At 38.4% G+C, this 22456-nt stretch carries 19 protein-coding genes, 1 other RNA gene and 1 pseudogene; 11 read left to right on the forward strand and 10 right to left on the reverse strand.

All coding sequences use genetic code 11. The features are described 5' to 3' along the window. The first annotated feature begins 19 nt into the window (after positions 1–19). Positions 20–772, forward strand: a complete 753-nt coding sequence (locus tag G7074_RS00320; RefSeq protein WP_124558671.1) for a LytTR family DNA-binding domain-containing protein — start codon at positions 20–22, stop codon at positions 770–772. On the opposite strand, the gene G7074_RS00325 is transcribed toward G7074_RS00320, so the two are convergent. Both G7074_RS00325 and G7074_RS00330 read right to left on the reverse strand, forming a co-directional pair. Continuing rightward, positions 773–3061 carry a tetratricopeptide repeat protein gene (locus G7074_RS00325; protein WP_158673987.1) on the reverse strand — a complete coding sequence of 763 codons (2289 nt, stop codon included), beginning with the start codon at positions 3059–3061 and terminating at the stop codon, positions 773–775. Between the two features lie 306 nt (positions 3062–3367). Continuing rightward, positions 3368–5788, reverse strand: coding sequence for a thiamine pyrophosphate-dependent enzyme (locus G7074_RS00330; protein WP_124558673.1), 2421 nt, complete (start codon positions 5786–5788; stop codon positions 3368–3370). Positions 5789–5958: 170 nt separating this feature from the next. On the opposite strand from G7074_RS00330, the gene G7074_RS00335 reads away from it, so the two are divergent. The 6 genes and pseudogenes from G7074_RS00335 (at position 5959) to G7074_RS00355 (ending at position 10160) form a co-directional block, all read left to right on the forward strand. After that, positions 5959–6351 carry a DUF1573 domain-containing protein gene (locus G7074_RS00335; protein WP_124558674.1) on the forward strand — a complete coding sequence of 131 codons (393 nt, stop codon included), beginning with the start codon at positions 5959–5961 and terminating at the stop codon, positions 6349–6351. A 63-nt stretch (positions 6352–6414) separates the two neighbouring features. Next, positions 6415–7613, forward strand: a pseudogene (locus G7074_RS00340) (pyridoxal phosphate-dependent aminotransferase). A 121-nt stretch (positions 7614–7734) separates the two neighbouring features. After that, positions 7735–8102, forward strand: a transfer-messenger RNA (tmRNA) gene (ssrA, locus tag G7074_RS00345). A gap of 508 nt (positions 8103–8610) precedes the next feature. Then, positions 8611–9006 (forward strand): phage integrase SAM-like domain-containing protein, encoded by a 396-nt coding sequence (locus tag G7074_RS26850; RefSeq protein ID WP_240916421.1) that lies wholly within the window; start codon positions 8611–8613, stop codon positions 9004–9006. A 77-nt stretch (positions 9007–9083) separates the two neighbouring features. Next, the gene (locus G7074_RS26855; RefSeq protein WP_240916422.1) at positions 9084–9581 is read left to right on the forward strand and encodes a site-specific integrase; all 498 of its coding nucleotides are present in this window, start codon (positions 9084–9086) and stop codon (positions 9579–9581) included. 33 nt (positions 9582–9614) lie between these two features. Beyond that, a complete protein-coding gene (locus tag G7074_RS00355) occupies positions 9615–10160 on the forward strand; it encodes an ORF6N domain-containing protein (protein WP_166205979.1) in 546 nt (181 codons plus the stop codon). A gap of 66 nt (positions 10161–10226) precedes the next feature. Here the strand turns inward: G7074_RS00355 and G7074_RS00360 are convergent, their stop codons facing one another. The 3 genes from G7074_RS00360 to G7074_RS00370 form a co-directional block, all read right to left on the reverse strand. Then, positions 10227–12293 carry a hypothetical protein gene (locus tag G7074_RS00360; protein WP_166205982.1) on the reverse strand — a complete coding sequence of 689 codons (2067 nt, stop codon included), beginning with the start codon at positions 12291–12293 and terminating at the stop codon, positions 10227–10229. Then, positions 12194–13339 carry a hypothetical protein gene (locus G7074_RS00365; RefSeq protein WP_166205985.1) on the reverse strand — a complete coding sequence of 382 codons (1146 nt, stop codon included), beginning with the start codon at positions 13337–13339 and terminating at the stop codon, positions 12194–12196. Before G7074_RS00365 ends, G7074_RS00360 begins: the two co-directional genes overlap by 100 nt. 318 nt (positions 13340–13657) lie before the next feature. Continuing rightward, entirely contained in the window at positions 13658–13837 is a 180-nt protein-coding gene (locus tag G7074_RS00370; protein WP_166205925.1) for a hypothetical protein, read from the reverse strand. On the opposite strand from G7074_RS00370, the gene G7074_RS27770 reads away from it, so the two are divergent. Beyond that, entirely contained in the window at positions 13802–14299 is a 498-nt protein-coding gene (locus G7074_RS27770) for an outer membrane beta-barrel protein (RefSeq protein ID WP_370526632.1), read from the forward strand. The two genes, G7074_RS00370 and G7074_RS27770, sit on opposite strands and share 36 nt — an antisense overlap. A 686-nt stretch (positions 14300–14985) precedes the next feature. Here G7074_RS27770 and G7074_RS00380 read toward each other — a convergent pair. Next, positions 14986–15165: a histone H1 gene (locus G7074_RS00380; protein ID WP_086546878.1), complete on the reverse strand. Its 180-nt coding sequence runs from the start codon at positions 15163–15165 to the stop codon at positions 14986–14988. Positions 15166–15268: 103 nt separating this feature from the next. After that, entirely contained in the window at positions 15269–15598 is a 330-nt protein-coding gene (locus G7074_RS00385) for a hypothetical protein (RefSeq protein WP_166205991.1), read from the reverse strand. Positions 15599–16225: 627 nt separating this feature from the next. Between G7074_RS00385 and G7074_RS00390 the strand changes: the two genes are divergently transcribed. Further along, positions 16226–16534 (forward strand): hypothetical protein, encoded by a 309-nt coding sequence (locus G7074_RS00390; protein WP_166205994.1) that lies wholly within the window; start codon positions 16226–16228, stop codon positions 16532–16534. Positions 16535–16820: 286 nt separating this feature from the next. Here the strand turns inward: G7074_RS00390 and G7074_RS27775 are convergent, their stop codons facing one another. Beyond that, a complete protein-coding gene (locus G7074_RS27775) occupies positions 16821–16943 on the reverse strand; it encodes a hypothetical protein (protein ID WP_370526584.1) in 123 nt (40 codons plus the stop codon). 223 nt (positions 16944–17166) lie between these two features. Here G7074_RS27775 and G7074_RS00400 point away from each other — a divergent pair, with 223 nt between their 5' ends. Both G7074_RS00400 and G7074_RS00405 read left to right on the forward strand, forming a co-directional pair. After that, entirely contained in the window at positions 17167–17961 is a 795-nt protein-coding gene (locus tag G7074_RS00400) for a heparin lyase I family protein (protein WP_166205997.1), read from the forward strand. A 520-nt stretch (positions 17962–18481) separates the two neighbouring features. Next, the gene (locus G7074_RS00405; protein ID WP_166206000.1) at positions 18482–19360 is read left to right on the forward strand and encodes an AraC family transcriptional regulator; all 879 of its coding nucleotides are present in this window, start codon (positions 18482–18484) and stop codon (positions 19358–19360) included. Between the two features lie 243 nt (positions 19361–19603). Here G7074_RS00405 and G7074_RS00410 read toward each other — a convergent pair whose 3' ends face one another. Both G7074_RS00410 and G7074_RS00415 read right to left on the reverse strand, forming a co-directional pair. Continuing rightward, on the reverse strand, positions 19604–20731 hold the full coding sequence (locus tag G7074_RS00410) for a glycoside hydrolase family 105 protein (protein WP_166206003.1): 1128 nt from the start codon (positions 20729–20731) through the stop codon (positions 19604–19606). Positions 20732–20918: 187 nt separating this feature from the next. Beyond that, complete coding sequence (locus G7074_RS00415) at positions 20919–22451, reverse strand: DUF4955 domain-containing protein (protein WP_240916423.1); 1533 nt, start codon at positions 22449–22451, stop codon at positions 20919–20921. Between the last annotated feature and the right edge of the window lie 5 nt (positions 22452–22456).

Consider the following 22456-nt stretch of genomic DNA (forward strand, 5'->3'; position numbering starts at 1 on the left):
ACACTTAATCTATCCCTAAATGACGTACAACTGCTTAATTGTTGATGACAACGAAATAGAAAGAGATGCCATAGAAATGCACCTCAAAAAGATCCCTTCGTTAAACATATTAGCAGTTTGCAGTAACGGTATAGAGGCCTCACAAATTTTAACTTCAACAAAGGTTGATATTGTTTATTCGGATATTGATATGCCAGAACTTTCGGGCATGGATTTGCTAAAAAGCCTAAAAAAACAACCTTTATTTATATTTATTACTTCTTTTAGTGAGTATGCTGCCGAAAGTTTTAACCTGGATGCTTTAGATTTTATTGTAAAGCCAGCTACGTTTGAACGCATACTTAAAGCCACCAATAAGGCAATTGAATACCTCGAGCTTAAAAAATTGGTTGGAATGGACACTCTGCATGATGAGCAGCCGGCCAGTGAAGAAGACGATCACTTCTTTTTCAGAGAAACAAAAGGCATTACGAAATTAAAGTACGACGATGTGATTTACATCGAAAGTATGGGCGATTTTTCCAAGCTGTTTACTAGTATAGATAAACATGTGATTCTCGTTAGTTTAAAAAACTTGGAGAAACAATTGCCAGCTAAACTTTTTGCGCGCGTGCACAAGCAATACATCATCAACATTAACCATATTGCAACCCTAACCAACCATGAGGTACATTTAGACCACAATTTTACCGTGCCAATCAGTGCAACAAACAGGCAGGAATTGCTGGAGAAATCGATTGATAAGAAAATCCTTTCGCGTTTTTTAAAATAGTTATTTACCCAGTAAAATTTTAAAGAAACTTCCTCCTGTAGGATTGATACCAGCACTGATTTTCCCGTTCATGAGGGCAATAAACGTTCTGCAGAGTAGTAAACCCAGTCCTGTTCCTTTTTCTTTATTGGTACCCGGTGTACTTACCCCGCCGCCAAGATAACCAGGTTTATTAAAGTGGTCTATTTGAACCGGTGTTAAACCAATGCCATTATCGGTAATTTTAATCTCTAAATGATTGTTCCCATAGACCGAGCTAACCTCAATTGCACCACCGTTCGGTGTAAATTTAATGGCATTATTAACAATGTTGCGGATTACGAGGCTAAGCATGTTTGCATCGGCCATACAAGTGGTTTCGGCAGGGATTAAATTTTGTAAATTCAGTTCCTTTTGATTGGCCTGATCCTGTAGCGACCAAATTACTTCATTTACCAAACCTTGAATATCCAGTGCTTCTAAACAAGGATTAAAACCGTGCATTTGACTGGCAGCCCAGTTTAGGAGGTTTTCCATCATGGTAGAGGTATAGGTTAAATTATTCTTCAGCGATGCAGCATAACGGTTTAACTTTTGTTGTTCAATGTTTCCGCCTTCAAGCAATTGCATAAATGAAATAAGGGAATTAACTGGCGCACGCATGTCATGGCTTACCACACTAAAAATGCGGTCTTTTACCTTACTTAACTGCTCGAGTTCTCGTTTTTGGTTATTGATGATTTTGTTAAGCCGCGTTGTTTTGCGCTGGTTGAAAAAGATTACAACTGCAATAATCAGGATTAAAGTAAAGGCAATGGTTAGCAATAGTTTTACTCGCTCATCGAGCTTAATTTGTTGTCGCTGTTTGCTAATCTCCTTATCTTTTACCTCTGCAGCTATCTGTGCCTGAAACCTAACCTTTTCAAACTTACTCTCCTGTGCCAAACGCTGAATATCCAGATCGGCTTTTGCTTTTTGAAATGTAAGCAAATCTAGAGCCTTTTCTTTATCGCTCAGTGCCAGTTGCTGCCGTTTTAATACCAACTCTTGTTGCTGCCTTTTTAACTCCCCCTCTGTAATTTTTTGTTTGAGCAGGTAATCGCGTTCCTTAACTCCAAAATCGAGTTGCATCTGCCTTCTGGTAATTTCCTTTTCTTTTTCCTGGTCGAAAATTTTATCTCTTGCCCCAATATATTGCCTGTAATAAGCTAAGGCCTTATTGTAATCTTTCTGTTTTTCATACACAGCACTTAAACCTAAACAAGATTCTTTTTCTATATCCAGCAATCTATTTTCTTCGGCAATTTTTAAGCTGTGGTTAAGCAAAACAATGGCATTTCCTAAATCATTTTCCTTTTGGTAATAATTGCCAAGTGCGTATAAACTGGATGCATAACTTTCCTGATCTTCTCCATCTCTGCTCAGCTCAACCGATTTCTGGTAAGATTTTAAAGCCTGTTCCTGCTGCCCTATCGAACTGTATAAATCGGCCAGATTTCGTTTAACACTGGCTACTAAACCAACATCAGCAATTGTTTCTGATACCTTTAACGACTTATTGTAATATTCTAAGGCCAGTTTCACTTTTTGGCCAGGTAAAACCTTCATTTCCGTCAATTCGCGGTCTGATGCTTCGAAATAGTTTGTACCAATTAAACCATAAACAACAGCAACGCCACGCGAATTTTCACCTTCCTGCGCAAATACTTTTAGTGCCATTTTGAGGTATACCAGTGCCTGACTCTGATTGCCCAGACTTTGATAAATGCCCGAGATATTGGTATAACAGCTGGCCATATCGGTTTCATTACCGAGTTTTTCGTAAATGGCAATTGCCTTTTGGTTAACTTCTAAAGCTTTAACATAATCGGGAATACTGCCATATAGCGCGCCTAGATTAAGATAAGTACCAGCAGTCATATCCAAATTCCCAATGGACGCAAATTCGGTAACAGCAGTTAAATAATTTTCTTCTGCTTTTTGATAATTGGACTTACCATGATACATTAAGCCCCTGCGGTAGTAGGCCATGGCCGAAAACTTCTTCAGATTTTTTTCATGCGATAGCTGAATACTTTTGTTTAGAAACTCTTCTGCTTTATCTACATTTTTCATTCGCATGTACTGGCGGTACACTTCGGTCAGGATTTTTATTTTAGAAGAATCGGTCTTTAAATTTTTTTCGTTTAGGTTTAAAAGGCTATCGAGTTTTTTTTGCGAAACATTGGTTTGTGCAAAGCTTGTTAAGCCCAGAAATAAGAACAAAGTAAATGCAATACCTATCTTATACGAATAAGTTTTATTAATCAACCGATTGAAAACAAGACATTTACTCATCCTATAATAAAAACTGGTGATTATTTATTAAGGATAAACAAAAAACTTGCATCATGCAGCAATCTCCAATGGGGATGACTTGGGACATACTGAAATAACAAAAATAGGGTTTGGTATATAAATGTATATAAAAATCCGATCATTCAGTAATCGAATGCTTACTCCATACCTAAAAAAAACACCATATTTATTCCATACAGGAATACAATAAATGTAATAAAATGATTGCCAGCTATTTAATAAAAAACTAGAACCTTTAAAGCAATTCAATAAATAGCTTTAAAAAAGAGCCGGATATTTATTTGGATTGGCATCGTGCATCATCTGGTAAATGGTTTCAATTACATCATCAACCGAAGGTTTGCTAAAATAATCGCCATCTGAACCAAAAGGCGGACGATGTGCTTTTGCCGATAATGTTTTTGGCTGTCCATCCAGATGAAAATAACCCTTTTGTTCTTCGAGTACCTTTTGCAGGATATATGCTGAAGCACCTCCAGGTACATCCTCATCTACAACCAATAATTTACTGGTTTTAGCCAAAGAGTTAACACAAACATGGCTGATATCGAAAGGCAAAAGTGTTTGAGGGTCAATAATTTCGACAGAAATACCTAAAAGAGCCAATTCTTCGGCAGCTTCCTGCACAATTTTTAAAGATGAGCCGTAAGAAATTACGGTAATATCGGTACCCTCTTCAAGTACCTCTGCTTTACCTAGTGGCACAGTAAATTCGCCAACGTTAACAGGTAATTTCTCTTTTAAACGATAACCGTTCAAACATTCGATTACCACTGCAGGCTCGTCTGCCCTAAATAAAGTGTTATACATACCTGCAGCCTGCGTCATGTTGCGCGGTACGCAAAGGTGCAAACCTCTTAACGAGCCCAATAACATCCCAATCGGAGAACCGGAGTGCCAGATTCCTTCGAGCCTATGGCCACGGGTACGTACAATAACCGGGGCTTTTTGAATGCCTTTTGTACGGTAAGATAGCGATGCTAAATCATCACTCAATACATTTAAGGCAAATATTAAATAATCTAAATACTGTATTTCGGCAATTGGTTTTAAACCACGCAGTGCCAGGCCTATGCCCTGCCCCATAATGGTCATTTCCCTTATTCCGGTATCAGTAATCCTTAGCTCGCCATATTTGGCCTGCAAACCGGCAAAGCCTTGATTCACATCACCTATATTTCCCAAATCTTCACCAAAAGCCACCAAACGCTGGTCGCGGGCAAAGTTTTCGTTAAAGCAGGCATTCAGCACTTCCCTTCCATCAATCATTTTAGAAAACTCGTCATACATTGCATCCACTACAGGAATCATATCGGGACTTTCCATCCCATCGGTATGCAGTTTAGAGTTATAACGGTCGAAATTAAGTGGCTCCTGTTTCTTGTACCAGGTTAAAAGTTCATCTCGCTCCGGCGAATTAACTTTTGCTGATGAGCGGATTGCTTTACGTACGGCAGTAAAAACCTCTCTGCGCTGGGCATCGGCGGTTGCAGCTAATGTAGCCGCAACCTTAGCCAGTTCAGGTTGGTGTTTGGCCATTGCACTCACTAAATCTACCGCCTGTTTTTGTTCAGGCCTTATACTATCCAGGAACTCGTTCCAGGCTTCCTTTTGAGCATTGCGTACAAAAAGTTTGGCTTCTTTTTCAATTTCAAGAATTTCTTCTTCGGTAGCCACTGCCGAATCGAGCATCCAGCCACGCATCTTCAAAATGCAATCGTGTTCGGTTTCCCAGTCAAGACGTTCTTTCGATTTATACCTTTCATGCGAGCCAGAAGTAGAATGGCCCTGAGGTTGCGTAAGTTCTGTAACATGAATTAAAACCGGCACATGCTCGTCTCTGCAAACGTTAATGGCTTTTTCATAAACTTCGCAAAGGGCAGGATAATCCCAGCCTTTTACTTTATAAATTTCATATCCTGGTTTTTCAGTATCACGCTGAAAACCTTTTAAAACTTCAGAAATATCTTCTTTAGTGGTTTGATATTTTGCAGGAACGGAAATACCGTAGGCATCATCCCAGATAGAAATCGCCATGGGCACCTGTAGCACTCCCGCAGCATTAATGGCTTCAAAAAATACCCCTTCTGATGTAGAGGCATTGCCTATGGTACCAAAAGCTACTTCGTTTCCGTTAACAGAAAAGTGCTTTAAATAATCGAGTTCTTTATTCTCCCTGAATAATTTAGAGGCATAAGCTAAACCAACCAAACGGGCCATTTGGCCACCTGTTGGTGAAATATCTGAAGAACAATTTTTAATTTGAGTTAAATCATTCCAGGTGCCATCTTCGTTAATAGACTGGGTTGCAAAGTGACAATTCATTTGCCTGCCACCCGAAAAAGGATCGGCGCCATTAGCCGGATTAGCATAAAGCTGTGCAAAGAATTCTTTAATTGTTGAAATACCTGTAGCAAATGCAAAGGTTTGATCGCGGTAATAGCCCGAACGCCAATCTCCGTTCTTAAACGCTTTCGCCATCGCTACCTGCGGTACTTCCTTACCATCGCCAAAAATGCCAAATTTAGCCTTGCCAGTTAACACTTCCCTTCGTCCTAAAACACTGGCCTGCCTGCTTTCAACAGCTATCCTGTAGTCGTTTATCACGATTGATTTAAAATCGTTAAAACTTAATTCAGCAGCATCAATAGCATTGGTAATCAATTTTTCATTCTGCATAGTAATCAAAGATTGGTTGCGGCAAATATAGACAAAATTAAAAGTTTGCCTTTATCCTCTTATGTAAAATTATATATGGAATAGTAAAATATAATTGGAATAGTTTTTGTTTTAATTTGAAAACATTAAATTTGTTTTAGTAATTTAAAAATAAAATACACCCTCATAACATGAAAAAGATCTTAGTATTATTCGCTTTTGTTTTAGGTTTTGGTATTGCTGCTAATGCACAAACTAAACCTGCAGAATTTAAGTTTGAGTCAGAAACACATGATTTTGGTAAAATTGTTTTAAACAAACCAGTAACTTACGATTTTAAATATACCAACGTTGGTGAAGAACCATTAATTATCAGCAAAGCTGAAGCAAGTTGCGGCTGTACAGTTCCAAAATACACTTCTACTCCACTTAAGAAAGGTGAAACTGGTGTAATTTCGGTAACTTTCAATGCTGCCGCTGGTCCATCTACTTTCTCTAAAGCAGTAACCATTACTTCAAATGCAAAAACACCGGTTAAAGTACTTTACATTAAAGGCGAAACCGTTGCCCCAGCATCAAAGTAATTTTTTAAACGATATTATTTAAAAAAGTCCCGATTTTCATCGGGACTTTTTTATTTTTGTGCCATGCCAAAAATTTCACAAAAAGGCGTGCAGATGCCTGCATCGCCCATTAGAAAGTTAACACCATTTGCTGATAAAGCTAAAAAAGATGGTAAAAAGGTTTACCATTTAAATATTGGCCAGCCAGATATTGAAACACCGGAAGGGATGTTAAATGCCATTAAAAACATTGACTTTAATGTTTGGGCCTATACGCCATCAGAAGGTACCCTTGCTTACCGCTTAAAACTTACCGAATACTATAATAAACTGGGCTATAACATTAGCCCCGAAAATATACTGGTAACGGTTGGTGGCTCAGAAGCCATTACCATTGCCATGCAAACCTGTGTAAATGAAGGCGATGAAATTATTATCCCGAGCCTTTTTATGCCAATTACAATGGCTTTGCCTGCATGAGTAATGTGGTAGTAAAACCTATTTTATCGTATATTGAAAATGGTTTTGCTTTACCGCCAATTGCAGAATTTGAAAAGCTGATTACTGAAAAAACCAAAGCGATTATTATCTGCAATCCGAATAACCCAACCGGTTATTTATATTCGAGAGAAGAGCTTGAAGCTTTAAAAACGCTTTGTGTAAAATACGACCTATTCTTATTCTCAGACGAGGCTTACCGCGAATTCTGTTATGATGGAAGAGAATTTATTTCTCCGATGCATCTAGATGGTCTTGATGAAAATGTGGTGATTATGGATACTGTTTCTAAGCGTTACAGTGCCTGTGGTGCCCGTTTAGGCTGTTTAATTACGAAAAACAAAGCGGTAATTGCTTCGGGATTAAAATTTGCACAAGCGAGGTTAAGTCCGGGTATGGTAGAGCAAATTGCCGGCGCAGCTGCTGTTGATACACCTGACAGCTATTTTCAAAAAGTAAATACCGAATATACTTTACGCCGTAATACTTTGGTGAACCGTTTAAACAACATCGATGGTGTGTACTGTCCTAATCCGGGTGGCGCGTTTTATGTGGTGGCCAAGTTCCCGATTGATGATGCAGATCAATTCTGCCAGTGGATTTTAGAAGAATTTAGCCACAATAACCAAACGGTGATGATGGCGCCAGCTACAGGCTTCTATTCTACACCGGGATCGGGTAAAAATGAGGTGCGTATGGCCTATGTATTGAATACAGACGATTTAAATGCCGCAATGGATTGTTTAGAAATCGCCTTACAGCAATACCCTGGAAGACAAGCATAATCAAAAGGTTAACTGTTGTGTTGTTCCAACAATTAACCAATTTAAACAATTAACCAGTTAACCAATAAATTTGTATATTTGTAGTTCTATTCTGCAATTGATAATTGCAAAACTGAATACCGGGGCCGTTCTTGGATTTGACAGGGTGGCGAAGGTTATGTTAGCATGCAGTGCGTTGTTCGGAGAGCACTTAAAGTGAACGATCACATTTTAGTTGGCGAAAATACTTACGCCTTAGCTGCCTAGTTTAGAACTACGCTTAGCTTTTGTCCCTCTAACTGCTGCATTGTTGGGTTAGAATCTGGGGCATCGAAACAACAAAGCTGGCTTTAAGGAGATGCGACTTAAAGTGAGATAAAGTATCTAAGGATTTAAATAAGGTCGGTTTTCAGCCGGTTTATTTCCCGAAAATCAATTGAAAAATAAGCATGTAGAAGGTATAATTTATCTCACAACTGGACAAGGGTTCGACTCCCTTCGGCTCCACTGGAATCAGTATCAAAAACCACTGAAAAACACTAAAAGCCTGCAAACCAGCAATTTGCAGGCTTTTCTTTTTTAGTATTTAGTAGCTTTTTTGACCAAAAAACGCATATGCGAGGTGAGTCAAGCGGTGAGTCGGTCTACGAAAATTTCGGACTCACCGCTTTAGGGGTTAACACATTGTTAACCAACTAGTTTACCTGGTACACATCTTGACTTTTTTTGACTGCAATCTTAACTTTATTTCACCTTTTAAGATTACTTTTATGAAAAGAAATTTCAGTTTACTTTTCTTTCTGAAGAAAGGAAAAACGGATCAAGAGGGTACATCCTCCATCTACATGAGGATTACAATCGAAAAAAAAAACGCGTTGATCTTGCTACGGGCAAACAATGCCCGGATGCAGAGTGGCTCAATGGCAAGATAGTAGGATATTCCTCACAGGCTAAAATCATTAACCTGTACCTAAGACAGTTAGAATCTAAAATTCATGAATCCCACAGGAACCTGATCATGCTGGGAGAACAGGTAACGGCCAAAAGTCTTGCGGATGATTTTTTAGGTAAAGATCGAAAAATAAAAAAACTCACTGAAGTTTTCGAAGAACACAACAGGGAAATGGCAGCGCTTATCGATATTGAATTTGCACCAACGACACTGCTGCGCTACCAGACCGCCTTAAGACACTTGAAACAATACCTGAAAGAAAAACACAAAATTAAAGATATTGATATTAGAAAAATTGATCACAAATTTATAACCGACTATGAATTCTTTTTGAGGACCATTAGAAAATGTAACAACAACTCGGCAGTAAAATACATCAAAAATCTTAAAAAAGTAATCAAACGTTGCCTGGCAAACGGGTGGTTATTACGAGACCCTTCGCCAATTTCAAAATCAAACTAATCGAACGGCCTTGCCTCTCGGAAGAAGAGGTAACTTCTTTAGAAATCAGGGATTTTAATAACGAACGATTAAACCGGGTGAGGGACATATTCTTATTCAGTTGCTACACCGGACTTGCCTACATTGACATCTACCAATTGAAAAGATCTGAAATCATAGATAAAAATGGAGACGAGAAGTGGATAAGTATCAACAGGCAAAAAACCGGCACAGCAACCCGTGTACCCTTACTACCTAAAGCAATAGCATTACTCATAAAATACGAAAACCATCCGCAATGCATCGATCAGAACAAGGCTTTTCCAGTTAGCACCAATCAAAAGATGAATGCCTACCTTAAAGAAATTGCTGATATATGTGGCATCAAAATTCCACTATCCTACCACATTGCCAGGCATACTTTTGCCACAACGATTACTCTTCAAAACGGAGTACCTATTGAAACGGTAAGTAAAATGTTAGGGCATAAAGATATCAGAACGACACAGCATTACGCAAAGACACTGGATATAAAAGTTGGAAGAGATATGGCCGCTCTTCGAGAAAAAAATTGCCCCAACATCAGTGAAATCTAGCGTTATAACCTATAACTACACCATAACAAAATAATGAAAAATAATTCAGATAGCCAGATAATTACTGAGGAAACAGTAACTGGTAAAATATATCATATACGAGATCAAAAAGTGATGTTGGAAACTGACCTTGCTGAATTATACCAGGTAGATACCAAGCAATTGAAAAGACAAGTAAAAAGGAATCTGATTAGATTCCCTGAGGATTTCATGTTTGAACTTACGCTGGATGAACAAAAAGTTTTAAGGTGCCAATTTGGCACCTTAAAGCGTGGTCACCATTCAAAATATGGAATAATGGCTTTTACAGAACAAGGGGTTGCAATGCTTTCAAGTGTATTAAATAGTGAAACAGCAATCCTCGTTAACATTGAGATTATCAGAACTTTTACAAAGATCATACGTCGACTGTTGGAATCAAGCACATTGAAAGCTGAAATAGAAAGGATCAAAAATCGATTAAATGATCACGATAAAAACATTGAAATTGTTTTCAGCTATCTCGATGAACTCATTAACCCAGTTCCACCGGAGCCTCAAAAACGTAGGAGGATCGGGTTTAGACCTGATATTTTATAAAAAATACTGGGGAGTAGAATAAATTTCCACTCCCCAATTTTATCCCAATTGTCAGTAATTATACTATTAGACTTCCTTATGGAAAAATTCAAAGTCTAACTCAATTTTAGAACATTCAGACAGATCCAAGCCGTTATTATTCTCAAGGTTACCATCTACAGTAAGTTCCCAAACAGCGAATGGACTAATTTCCATATATGGTTGAACACCATCAATTTCATAACTTCCAACCATGTTGGAAAATTTCATTTTTTTTTCTTCACCAATAGTATAATAAAAAGTTTTCACCACGGGGTAATGACTAAAATTGATTTCATTTTTTGTATTTGCTTTGATAAACTTCGAGTTTCCCATGTGCTTTAATTTTAGAAACAGAAGGTTAGTATCTGTTTTAACGTTATCTAAACGTAGTTTGATCGTTTTCACAAAAACCTCGGAAAAGTCTGCCAGAAAGTTATTTTTCGTATCAATTCTGAAAATCAGGGTGTGCACTTTCTGGTCGTCCCCGTTAATAAATTTTTGAAATGAAATTTTATAATCTTCCTTTCTTATTTCAACAGGCTTCAAAGTTTCTTTAAGTTCCCTCCCATACCCTTCAGTGATTAAATAATCCAAAAGAAGGCTTGAATTCTTCATAATTCCATCGTTAAGGAATAACTCAAGATCCTTTTTATAATATTGAGAAAGAAACGGCCTATTGGTCAGCGTAAAATAGGATATTGATTTATTTTGGATATAAAGTAATTTTAGGAAATATAACTTTGCTGTAGAGTATGAATCAATTAGCAAGCTTTGGTCACTGTAAGAAAGCGAAGTCTGATCATCCATGAAATTAATCTTTTTCAGGATAAGATTGCTATCCTTCAATGACTGTATTTTGGAAATATTCAGACAGATATTTAAGAAGTATGAAGTATATTCTATTCTTTTCTGATTTGTAATATCGCAAAAATCAATGAATGATAAAACTTCATTCTGGTAAATCCTTGCTTCATCGAATTCCAAAACAAATGATTTCATCTGCTCCAAAAATTCCTTTTTATTGAATTCCTCTGCATTGTTTGCATCAAAATGTATTGATATCAATTCATCCTTTTTTTCAAGGCTATTGTATTGCCCCACCACATCAGATAATTTATTGATACTTGAGATAAAATCATTTCCCTTTCCCTGGATTCCCCTCACCCTATTTACAATTGAATTCTCTCCGCCATCATTAAAAACAGAATTCCAACTGTCAAGATCAAACCCAGGTTCATTTTCACCGATCAGGTCAGAAAAGTCAGATAATATTGATTTTGAATCAGAAAGAAGTGAAGTGAACGCTCCAACTGTCCCCACGCCGCTGTATATTGCAACCCCGATACTCACTAATTTGGTAACAGTATTTAACATATTGGCAAGATTACAATCATCTTTGGCAGATCTAACCGCCCTCTTGAAGAATTCTTCTTTTTCCAGTATGCTATTTCTATAAACTGAAATCCGGTTTTGCCTCTGCCCGATTTCTACATTTAATTTTTCAGCAGTTGAGATCAGTTCTGTATTTTCAACAATGAGTTTAATCCAGCTCTGTTCGTTAGAATTTATTATTTCTTGGGATTTGGCCTTAAATACTACTTTATCCTGGGTATTGCTTAGAATCTCATTTATTTTGTTTTTAAAATCCTTGAGAGGAACATATAACTTTTCTATTTCGTCCCCTATAAAGCTAGAACCAAGGATATTAATATGGTTACTTGTATATCCGAAGAAATCAAGGCTCTGGTTAATTTGGTTAAAATAAATCCTTGCCCTATCAAATAGTGGCAGATAGAACGTCTGGGGTTCCTGACGGAGATACCTTGAAATATCCATACAGTCCAGATACTGAAATCCTGATTTTTTTATTGTAGAACAAATTTCGATGATCCATTCTAAAATTTGTCTTGCCTGGTCAATGTTGTTATTGATATACTGGTACTCGGCTTCGAGCAACATAATCCTAAAGTAGGACGTAGGAAGTTTTGAAGCTATGGTAAGATTATCGTCATTTAAAACAAAAATTCCCGAAATTCCTTCGCTGCCGGTATTTCCATCACTCCCATATTCACCATATTCCTGTGACCTATCAATCCCTGAAGGATGCGGCATTTTCCTTCCTGGTCAAAGTTATCTGTTATGTAGTTTTTTATTTCTTCCGAATTCCTACATATATTATAATTGCCTTCATCAAAACTGTAACCTCCGCCCCAGGGATTTTTATATTCAAACTTACTCTTAACAATCCGCTCGAAATTAGTTAGGGTCATTTCCGCAGCAACAAACATAAAATACTTACTAACGCCACCTATACCTCCATGTGTCCGTCTGAAATTATTTGTTTTGTCATCAAGATACTTCCCTCCCTTTCCCCCTGTCCCACCTTTCCCAGGTTTACTTTCTATTACAATATCTGAAGATGAATGATTATAGACATCAATCCTGCCTCCATTTCCCCCATTGCCTCCATCAGCTCCTTTGCCACCATTACCCGGTCTAGTCCCGTCTTCTCCTTTGAATATGGAGAATCTAATATAATCCTTTACATAAGCGCCCCCAAACTCACCTTCTATGTACTGGCCTGAATACAATATTGATTGTTGTTCTAATTTTTTATAGGTTGGAAAGGATAGGGCGTTGCGTCCATCTAGACCGAAATCACCATTTTGTCCATCATTTCCATTTCCACCGTTTGTTATAATCTTAAGCTGACCGGAAATGTTTTCTGAATAGATTTCGACATTACCTCCATTTTGTCCATTTATATCATAAAGTATGCCATCAGGTCTTTTGTTATCTGCATCATCTCCATCCGGGTTGTCTCCATTTTTATCCTTCCGTGATCCTTTCTGTAGAGCCTTTTCCAAGGCATCATTACCTGAAGTATCTATTATCGCGTTATTATTTGCATAAATATTCCTACAAAAGATCAATAGATCAGCCCCATGAACCTGAAACGTTCCGTCGATATACAAATTATAACATAGGAAAACTATCTTCTGTTTAATTCCTTTTTTGATTGATTCAGCTTTCGTGGAAAGGTCGATATTGTTTAGCCTTAAATTAAATTCTTGAATCAATAGTTCGTTGTCAAGGAAGCTGTCAATTTGAATTTCTTCATTGTGTAGATAATCATCTGTCTTGATAATTGCTGGCATAGTCTTTTTGGTTAGAGTGTTAATAAATTGCAGACCAGATATTTGCGATGGTGGTCGGTAGATCACAACAAATACACTGTAGGTTTCTGGCCTATTTGCTTAATTAATATAAATATAATTTTTATTTTAAAAATCTGACCGAGAAGCCTTATTCAGCTCAAACTTTTTATTAGGATCCCTATTTAACCATTTAAGTGAGAAAGTCATTCAGGTAAACATGATATGATAATCATATACACCTCGGAGGCAGTTTGTCTCCAAGGTAAATATTAGGTGAACAAAAAATATTCCGTCAGTATCGAACATTAAAAATCATTGTTAAGTGAAGATTCTTCGACCAAGTTCAATAGCTGCCAGCACCACACTGGATCTTGCTGAACCGATGCCTTTAAACCTTGATAAGTCAGCATGTTTCATGCCAGCCAAACCTTTCAGGTCGGCCCCACTCGTTTTAAAGATCTCATTGCCAATCTTGTCTTCACGGGAAATTATAAGCATATAACAGATGCGATTTCAACTTTTGATACAACAAATGTAAGCAACGTACGTATCCGGACTTATCGCAATCTAGCCAGCCGAAACGATTATAACGGCAACCTATCTATAAATTTCTATCTTTTGCCGCGCTTTACTGTTCAGTTATTCACAAACCACATTTTTGGAGCATTTAAGGTTAGCGAAAAAAAATCCACAAGTGCTTACCGCTGGTCAAACGGGCTCACCCTGGGTTTTACACCCGTGCCGAATATCAGATTAGGCGCAAACTCGAGTATCAGCGGGGGTTCAAGTTTTCAATCCAAAACAAAAGCACAAATTAACACCGGTTTATCCGCTACCTACATTAAAAGCAAACTAAATTTCAGCCTATCCATTAATAACCTTCATCAACCTTATTTTAATAACTATAACTGGATATACGGATATGGCTACCAAACCTCCAGCCAAAGTAGGAGCAGGTGAATAGCAGGTAATTTAAGCATCAATTATAGCTTTGGTAAGCCAGCTAAAACAACTGGGGCTACAGGAAAGGAAATCAAAAAAGATGATATGTAAATGCCTGGTTATAGCGCGCTATTTAAAGGTCAACTACAGCCTTAATTTTTAGTATAAAGGCTCATTCAACCACGATAAAAATATCTACTCCAGCATTTTACCCATCTTGGGAGTGCCCTCAGTAAACTTCCAAATTATAAGTATCTGATGATACCTCTTATTCTTAAAAACCTATCGCTACATCTGTAACCCATTAACTGAAGGAATACTGATGAGAACGAAAAATAAAAGCTTACCGTTTATGTTTATTTGGTATTCGATTAATTCCATGTAGTAAAATTGGCGGATTCAATTTGGCAATAAATACCGGGAACTTATCAACCTAGGTTATGCGTGCCTGCTCTTATCTTCGCAACAGGGATAGCAGCGGATACCTGCTCTGTGGTTAAGGCCCGCCTGCGTATGGGCAGATAGCTCGGCAGTTGCCCAAACAATATAAAAAGCTACCATCAAAATTTAAATTAACCGTGCATCAATAAAAAACATATAAAGTTGCTGGGGGCTCCGCCCCAATATGATGAATAAAACAGTTTGTCAAATAAAAAAGCCACTGATTTCTACCAGTGGCTTAATTTCCCAAAACAGTCTCCTGTTTATTTTGCGCTGTTTTTTTTCTCGGTAACCTCAGCCCTGATCTCCTGGGCCAGGTTTTTAAGATCCTGCATCGCCTTACGTACGCGTGTACCAGCTGCTGCGTTTCCACCATCATAAAATTTCGTTACATCGGCTTCTACTGAAGCAATTACTTCTTTTACCTGTTTGAATTTGTCCATAACTGTTTTTTAAAGGTCCAAAAGACCTGGATATTAAATTATTTTATCTGGAAAAATCTTATTCCAGCCCCAAAACTAAACATTTCAGTGATAAAGCAAAGAACTATTGAAAATCCAGATACCCCGCATCACTGCTTACCCCTATCGCGTTTGCCCTCCAGAGGATAAAGCCCATCCTTCCACAGCATTCTGCAACAAAGTACTCGATATCTGCGGGCACGTCATTTACGATGCGGTAACGGATCTTGTATTTCGGGGTATAACTGATATAAACCACCAGGTCATCATCTGAAAACCCCCTCCCCGATAAAGCCTTAAAATGCACTTCCTGAAGATCCTTTGCAGTACGAACCAGTCGGTCGTTCATTACTTTAGCCAATGCTTTCTCGGGCTTAAAATCTGTCTCTAAAATCGCCAGTACAGTTACGGTCATAAGGCAAAAATATACTGAAAGGTGAAATTATCAAGCCCTGGAATATAAGCATCTGAAAATGAGTGACAATATTTTTCATGGTGCCTTTCCTTTGGATTACTTACCGCATTTTCAGCAGATCAACCCTATTTATTGTATAATCCTTTTAGCGACCCCAATGATTTCCCCGGTAAAAATTGACATCCTTTGGGACAACGGTCTACACTAAGCTATTCAATAGTATAAAATATCTAGTTTTATATTCAGCGTATTATTTAAGCAGTAATTATAAAAAGTGAAAACAACAAAAAACTAAACTGGCTAAAACATGAAAAAGTCCAATTAAAAACTTCATTAAAACATTATTTTCCAGCGCTAAAAACCTCGCGGGCTTTTTTACGTATTATATCCGGTAAGGATTGAGAGCCTTACATCAACAGTCAGTTGAGCGCATTAATTTGGGGATAATCATTAATTTGATTGTCCCTTTTTTTATCCTTAGAACTTATTTGGCTTCGGGAGCCTTTAACGAAGACTTCAACAAACGCTGCAAATCCTTCTTCCCGACAAAAAATTTAGACTGAGCTTGAGTGTTTGCTAAACGCCCTGAACTTTTTATATTTATCAAGTCTAAACTGACCTTTCAACATGAGAATAGAAGAATCGAGTGAATATGTTAAGGCAAGGGCTGTATTGCTTGCCGAATACTTTAGCCCGCGCGGCTGGGTGGTTACCGCGGGTAAGAATAATTGCATATTGATATATGTGCAAGATGAAAAACTATCCGAATGCAATTCCGATAAGCTAATGGAAATAATTGCCGAATCTGATTATTACGTCAAGTCGACGGTCTTGAGAACAAGCGGAGTTACCTACAGGTTTTATCTTAAAGGTGATTTCTTAAAAAGCCTGGACGTATTTCCAACCGGCAAGTTTGATGTTTATAATGATGACTAAGCCGGTCAAAATACCAATTACATAGAAGATGGTCTAAGGGAAAAAGCGGAAATCCTATCTCGAAATTCCGCTTTTTTCTTATTATGTGACCAAACAATTTGGTAGATGTATTCTATAGACAATTTTACTGTTGAAATGTTTTAAAAAAGTGCAGATTTGTCCGGAGCATCTCAATCCACTTCCTTTTTTGTGTTACCATCGGGATTATACGGTCAGCACTTGTTGGGTCTTGTGCTGATTACCGTTGGCTTCGTCTACCGCTTTCTACATTATTAAAAGGTTACGACTAAATGTATCCAGATAAGAACTGCAATACACATTGTAATGGCCCGTCATTGGTAATGACCGAAAAATTGGTTCCAGATTCAAAATTCCTTACGGATATCTTTACACATAGTACATTTCTCACATCTTCCGCTTTTTCAGCACAATGAAATCTGAAATTAGATAAAGTGTGATGACCTGATATTTAAATAGTGTGAAATTTCTTTTAAATTCCATTGTTCCTGGCCTGTTTTCCGTGTTCCGACAGATTGATGCTAATCCGGTTGATTATTTAGCCTATATCGCAGAATAATGACCTGATTTAAGCCCTTAAATTTAGTAAATCACTAACTAAATATAATAACTTCATGAAAACACTTAAACCAGTAATGCTCGCGCTTACCTGCGCCGCCGTAATGCAGTATAGCTGCAAAAAGCAAACAACAGCTGAAATCCCAACAGAGCTGATCAAAAATACCGGAAAGATGCAGAACACTGCCTCGGGTGGGGTACAGATCATGTCAGTGCTCTTTAATGGAGATGCTTCGAATGGGTCTGCAAACGTCTGGAAAGACATCAATATTGAAGGTACAGGAACCGTAACTACGGTGAATGACGAGACAGGAACCCTTACCTGGAAATTTCTGAAACCTGCAAATAGCCACAGAACCGAGGGACATGGAGCCAAGAACTATGAAGCCCAGGATGGAGATGAAATATACATTGGCTGGACCAGCAAAATCTATATGCCAACCAGTTTAAAAACAGAGGCCATATTTCAATGGAAATCATATCCCACAGCAGGATCGCTACAAAACCATCCTTTGATGCTCAGGACCAATGCGGGAAATCTGGAGCTCCAGCACTTTGATGATAACCACGTGGCGACCGTCCCATGGTCAACTACACTGGCAGTGAATACCTGGCTCAAATTCGTTATCCGGATGAAAGTATCCCGGGATCCTGCTGTCGGTTATATCGAATTCTGGTACAACGGGGTTAAACAGACCCTTTCAAATGGGAGTCAGCGGTTATATTGCAGAACCTTAGATGTAGACTACTGTGACCCGAAATGGGGTGTTTATGGTGGTGATGCTTCACAGGCTACCCATTTTGTCAAAAAAATACGGATAGCGACCAGCTATGCCGATGCGGCTCAATAAGGCCATAAGATAACCAACGACAAAATGTTAACAGCATCTTGTCATTGGTTATCATCTATCATTTTGGTGAACCCTTAAGGTTATACTAATCTTCACATAAAGAAAGAAGTAGATTCAGCAGGAATAATGGGAAGCCATGCATGATCAATTTCAGCTAAACATGCCGTAATTCGGCGTTAAGGCATCTATTACGGCTTTAATTAACCGTGATCGTATCCAGGTTAACCCCATACAGGACACCATAAAAATCAGAGATAAAGTTACAGGGACAATTGCAGTGATATATATTCTGAATATATGGGCTGGCTTTTCATTTTCCAATCTACACCAATTAATATCGGCATACCTCTCAGTCCCGGAGACTGTTTTTAAAGCTCACCATTGCTTAATCAACATAGAGAGGGGCATTTGCACATTTGATTTATTGGAAATTTAGATTATTCAACTATATTAACAGTATTTCAAATCAATATATTATTTTGCTGTATATTTAATTGACCAAATATATACGAATACTACTATGAAACCACAATTATTAAAAGTTTCAACTGGCCCTGCACAATCGTTTAGCGTAAGAAGAGACCTGGTCCCATATATGAATAATAAGTGGCATTATCATCCTGAGGTAGAACTTATACATCTCAAGAAAGGCGTAGGAACACAGTTTGTCGGAGACAGTATCAAAAGCTTTAGATCAGGAGACATTGTACTAGTTGGTGCCCACCTGGCACATTATTGGAGATTTGACGATGTTTACCTAAAAAACCCCTCGAAAGCCAGTGCCGACGTTAGGGTTGCACATTTTAGTGAAAACTTTTGGGGAGATCAGTTCCTCAACCTACCGGAGAACAAGCCTATTAAAACATTATTGGAAAGTAGCAGAAGGGGCATTCAGGTGAATGGTAAGATTAAAAAACACGTGGCTGACCTGCTTGAAGAAATGGTAACTTCGGAAAGTAACAACCGCATTATATTATTAATGGAAGCACTTAACCTGATCGCTAACTCCAATCAAACCGTCAAACTCTCCTCCATTGGTTTTAAACAGGCTTATAATGAGACCGAGAATATAAAGATCAACGCGATTTATGAATACACGTTGGAAAACTTCAGGAGAAAAATACAATTAGAGGAGATTGCAAATGTGGCTGTGATCAGTCCAAATTCCTTCTGCAGGTACTTTAAGTCAAAAACCGGCAAAACATATTCCAGGTTTTTAACTGAAATAAAGGTTGGCCACGCCTGTAGACTACTAATAGAAAACAAACTTAACATCAAACAGTTATGCTACGAAAGCGGCTTTAATAATATGGCAAGCTTCCATAAATATTTTAAGATGAACACAGGAAAAAGCCCATTAAGTTATCAGAAAGAGTTCATTACTCAACGTGCCAGTTAATCCATATTTTAGCCCCGGTTCCGGAATATATTTAGGGATTTCAGGGTCAACCCATAAGGATAAACTTATTACAGAGCTGATGGAGGCGGATCCCCTAAAAGTCTGGGGCTCTGCTTCCATTACTACCTTCAAGTTAAAAACCTGCATGATTGCTATAATTTTCATTAAAGAATATAGCATGAAGGCAAAGGGATGATTCATCCCCTTCAATTTAGTGCTGCTTTCATCACCTTCTATCGATCATCAGTCTATCAATGCGGCAGCTGTCCATAAAATTGGTGCCTGACCATGCAGATCCCCTATTACCCTTTTTCTATCCAGATAATACTGTTTATCATTTTTCTTATTTGTACCCTCACAAACGTCTTTTATATCCCCATTTACATCAAGATAAGCAACCAGGCCCAACCATGCTTTTCTTACAGCAGCCCCATATTTTTTTTCATCCAACCAACCTTTTTTAACGCCTACCACCATGGCATAGGTAAACATTCCTGTTGATGAGCTTTCCTCCCAGCAAGCAGGTTCATCTATCAATTGCCTCCATAAACCGGATGGCGCCTGGTATTTTAATAAAGAAGCCATCATTGTTTGGTAGCCTTTCATAATGCGGGAACGGTCTGGATTATTTTTTGGCAAGGATGATAACAATTCGGCCATACCGGCCGCCATCCATCCATTTCCTCTGGCCCAAAAGAAAGGAACATCTGGTGCGTGGAAAAACAAACCGTTCTGTTTCTGAAGTGAATCCAGGTACAGCACCATTTCCTTTGCAGCCCGATCGATATACTTTTTATCATTCGTTGCCCTATAAGCCTGGGTCTGCAAGGTGGTGATCATAAACATGTCATCTATCCACATACGGGTATGCCAGGTAAAACCATTGTTAAAGGCATTCAACTGTTCAGGTGTCACCTTTACATCCTCTCCTGGTTTCATCCACTGTTTATCAGCGATATCCTGACCTATCTCCTTATATTTTATCTGGCCGGTTTGTATATACAACTGAAGCGGTACAGAACCAAAAACTGCATAATCCACATTGGTAACCGGTGGAATCATAGCAGCTTCCTGCTTAAACATGGGCTCGAACCTTTTGATCAGATCACTTTCCAAACTACGGTTAGCGGATGCCTTTGCAAACTTCAACGCACCATACCAGGCACAACTTTCTGCGTAAGTAATTACCCTGGGAGGCGTTGGCTTATTGAAATTGGTGTGTGGAGTTGCTACAAACCTTGCAGCGACCCAGCTACCTATTTCTTCAGGTGAGCTGCCCTTTGGCCAATTCTTTAAGCTGGCAGACTGAGCAGAAGCTATTGCGGGGAAAGCCAATAGCAATCCTACGATTACAATTATATTTTTTTTCATTAGCATATATGTTTCTATTCACTTCATACCATAAACAGCATCTGATGATTTATACAGTTTACCTGCCTGGTGATCCAATCAGTTTTTTTGTTTCGGATATTCATTATTGTGCCCGGCTTATCTTCATTTGCCCTATAAGCAATATAAACACAGGCTACTTGCGTTCATCATAACCGACCTGAACAAGCTATTCAGCGACATTCCTGCCGGTTAAGCGCAATTGAAGCTGTGCTTCGAACAAAGACCGGGGCAATACTTCATGGCCTTGGGATTCATTTATTCCCACATTTTCAAAAGTTACTTTCCGATCAGATTGAAAACCTACTAAAAAAGGGAGTGCAATGGAATAATTCCTCCTTCTGGCCATATCCCAGAAATTATAATGTTGTTCATTCACAGATTGGTGCCTAAAATTCCATAGCACGAGATATTTAGCATGATGGGGATGCCCTGGTTCAGGTCCTCCCAGGTTATAAAAAACCCCTCCCTGGATATCATCGTACAAAGTTGCAAAAGGCTGTCCGGAGTGGATATCGATATTTTGATCTGTTCCCAAAGTGCATTGTGTAATTACCGTATTTACCGCACTATAACCCGTTCCGGCACCATGATGTTGTGCATTATTGAAATGACAGTTTTTGATCAAAACCCCGTAACCAGTACGGGCATGAACTGAAGCATGGCCTTTTTTTCCGGTAAAATCCACATTCAGTACACTGACCTGATACCCGGAACGGATGAATAAACCTTCGTTCCAATCCTGGAATTCACAATTGCGCACCCAGCTATTTTTCACATATTCCATTCCCACTGCTTCATAGGCATAATCGTGTACCGCGTTCTTATGGTGAACAAATTCCTCAGGGTAAGTTTTCCAGTTACTGGTAAATCTGATATCTTCTATGCCACATTCCTCTATCGCATTGTAATTTAAAAGCTCGAAAGCCGCACTCTTGACCAGGACAAGGTCAAAATGGATAGGATTTTTAAACTTCACCTTATTCCCTTGAATTTTTTCAATGGTATGGATTTCATAGATCAGCATTCCACCATTTTCACCTTGCAGCCTTGTCCATTCCTGCTTTAGCGGCAGCGGTGAAAAGTAAAGTTTTGTAAATTCTTCGCTCCGGTGTTTTAAGACCACATCCATTCCTACCTTTAAAGCACCAGCATTTGCTACTTCTACCCAAAAGCTTTCCCTTTCTGCGTTTTTTGTAATGGTTGTTAATCGGTTCTGGACATTATTGTCGGGTTTAAACAAAATCTGCCTACCATTGATCCTCATTTTATCCTGATAGATTTCTGTGCCGCCTAATGCGCTACCACTTCCCTTTAAGACAATATTACTCTTTGAAATCCTAATCTGTTTGGTACTGTCATTATCTTTCGCCAATAAAAATTTACCGGCGGGAAAGAAAACCACACCGCCTTCTTCATTTCTTTCGGCGGCATCTATAGCTTTTTGGATAGCATCGTCATCATATAGATTGTCATTGGGCTTAGCGCCAAAATCGAGCACATTAAATATCTTTTTAGCCGAAACAGATGGGATCTCCTTTTCCGAAAAATTATATCCGGCATAGGAAAAATCAGGTAGTATGGGCGTTTTTTTCTGAGCTTTGGCTGATACAAAGTCTTGCCATAACGGAGTTGTTTTTTGTGCTTTTAAGGACAAAAAAAATACAGTCGACAAAATTAAACAGCTTAGTTTCTTCATCATTATTA

Origin of the sequence: Pedobacter sp. HDW13 (genome assembly GCF_011303555.1) — a bacterium.
Taxonomy (GTDB): domain Bacteria; phylum Bacteroidota; class Bacteroidia; order Sphingobacteriales; family Sphingobacteriaceae; genus Pedobacter.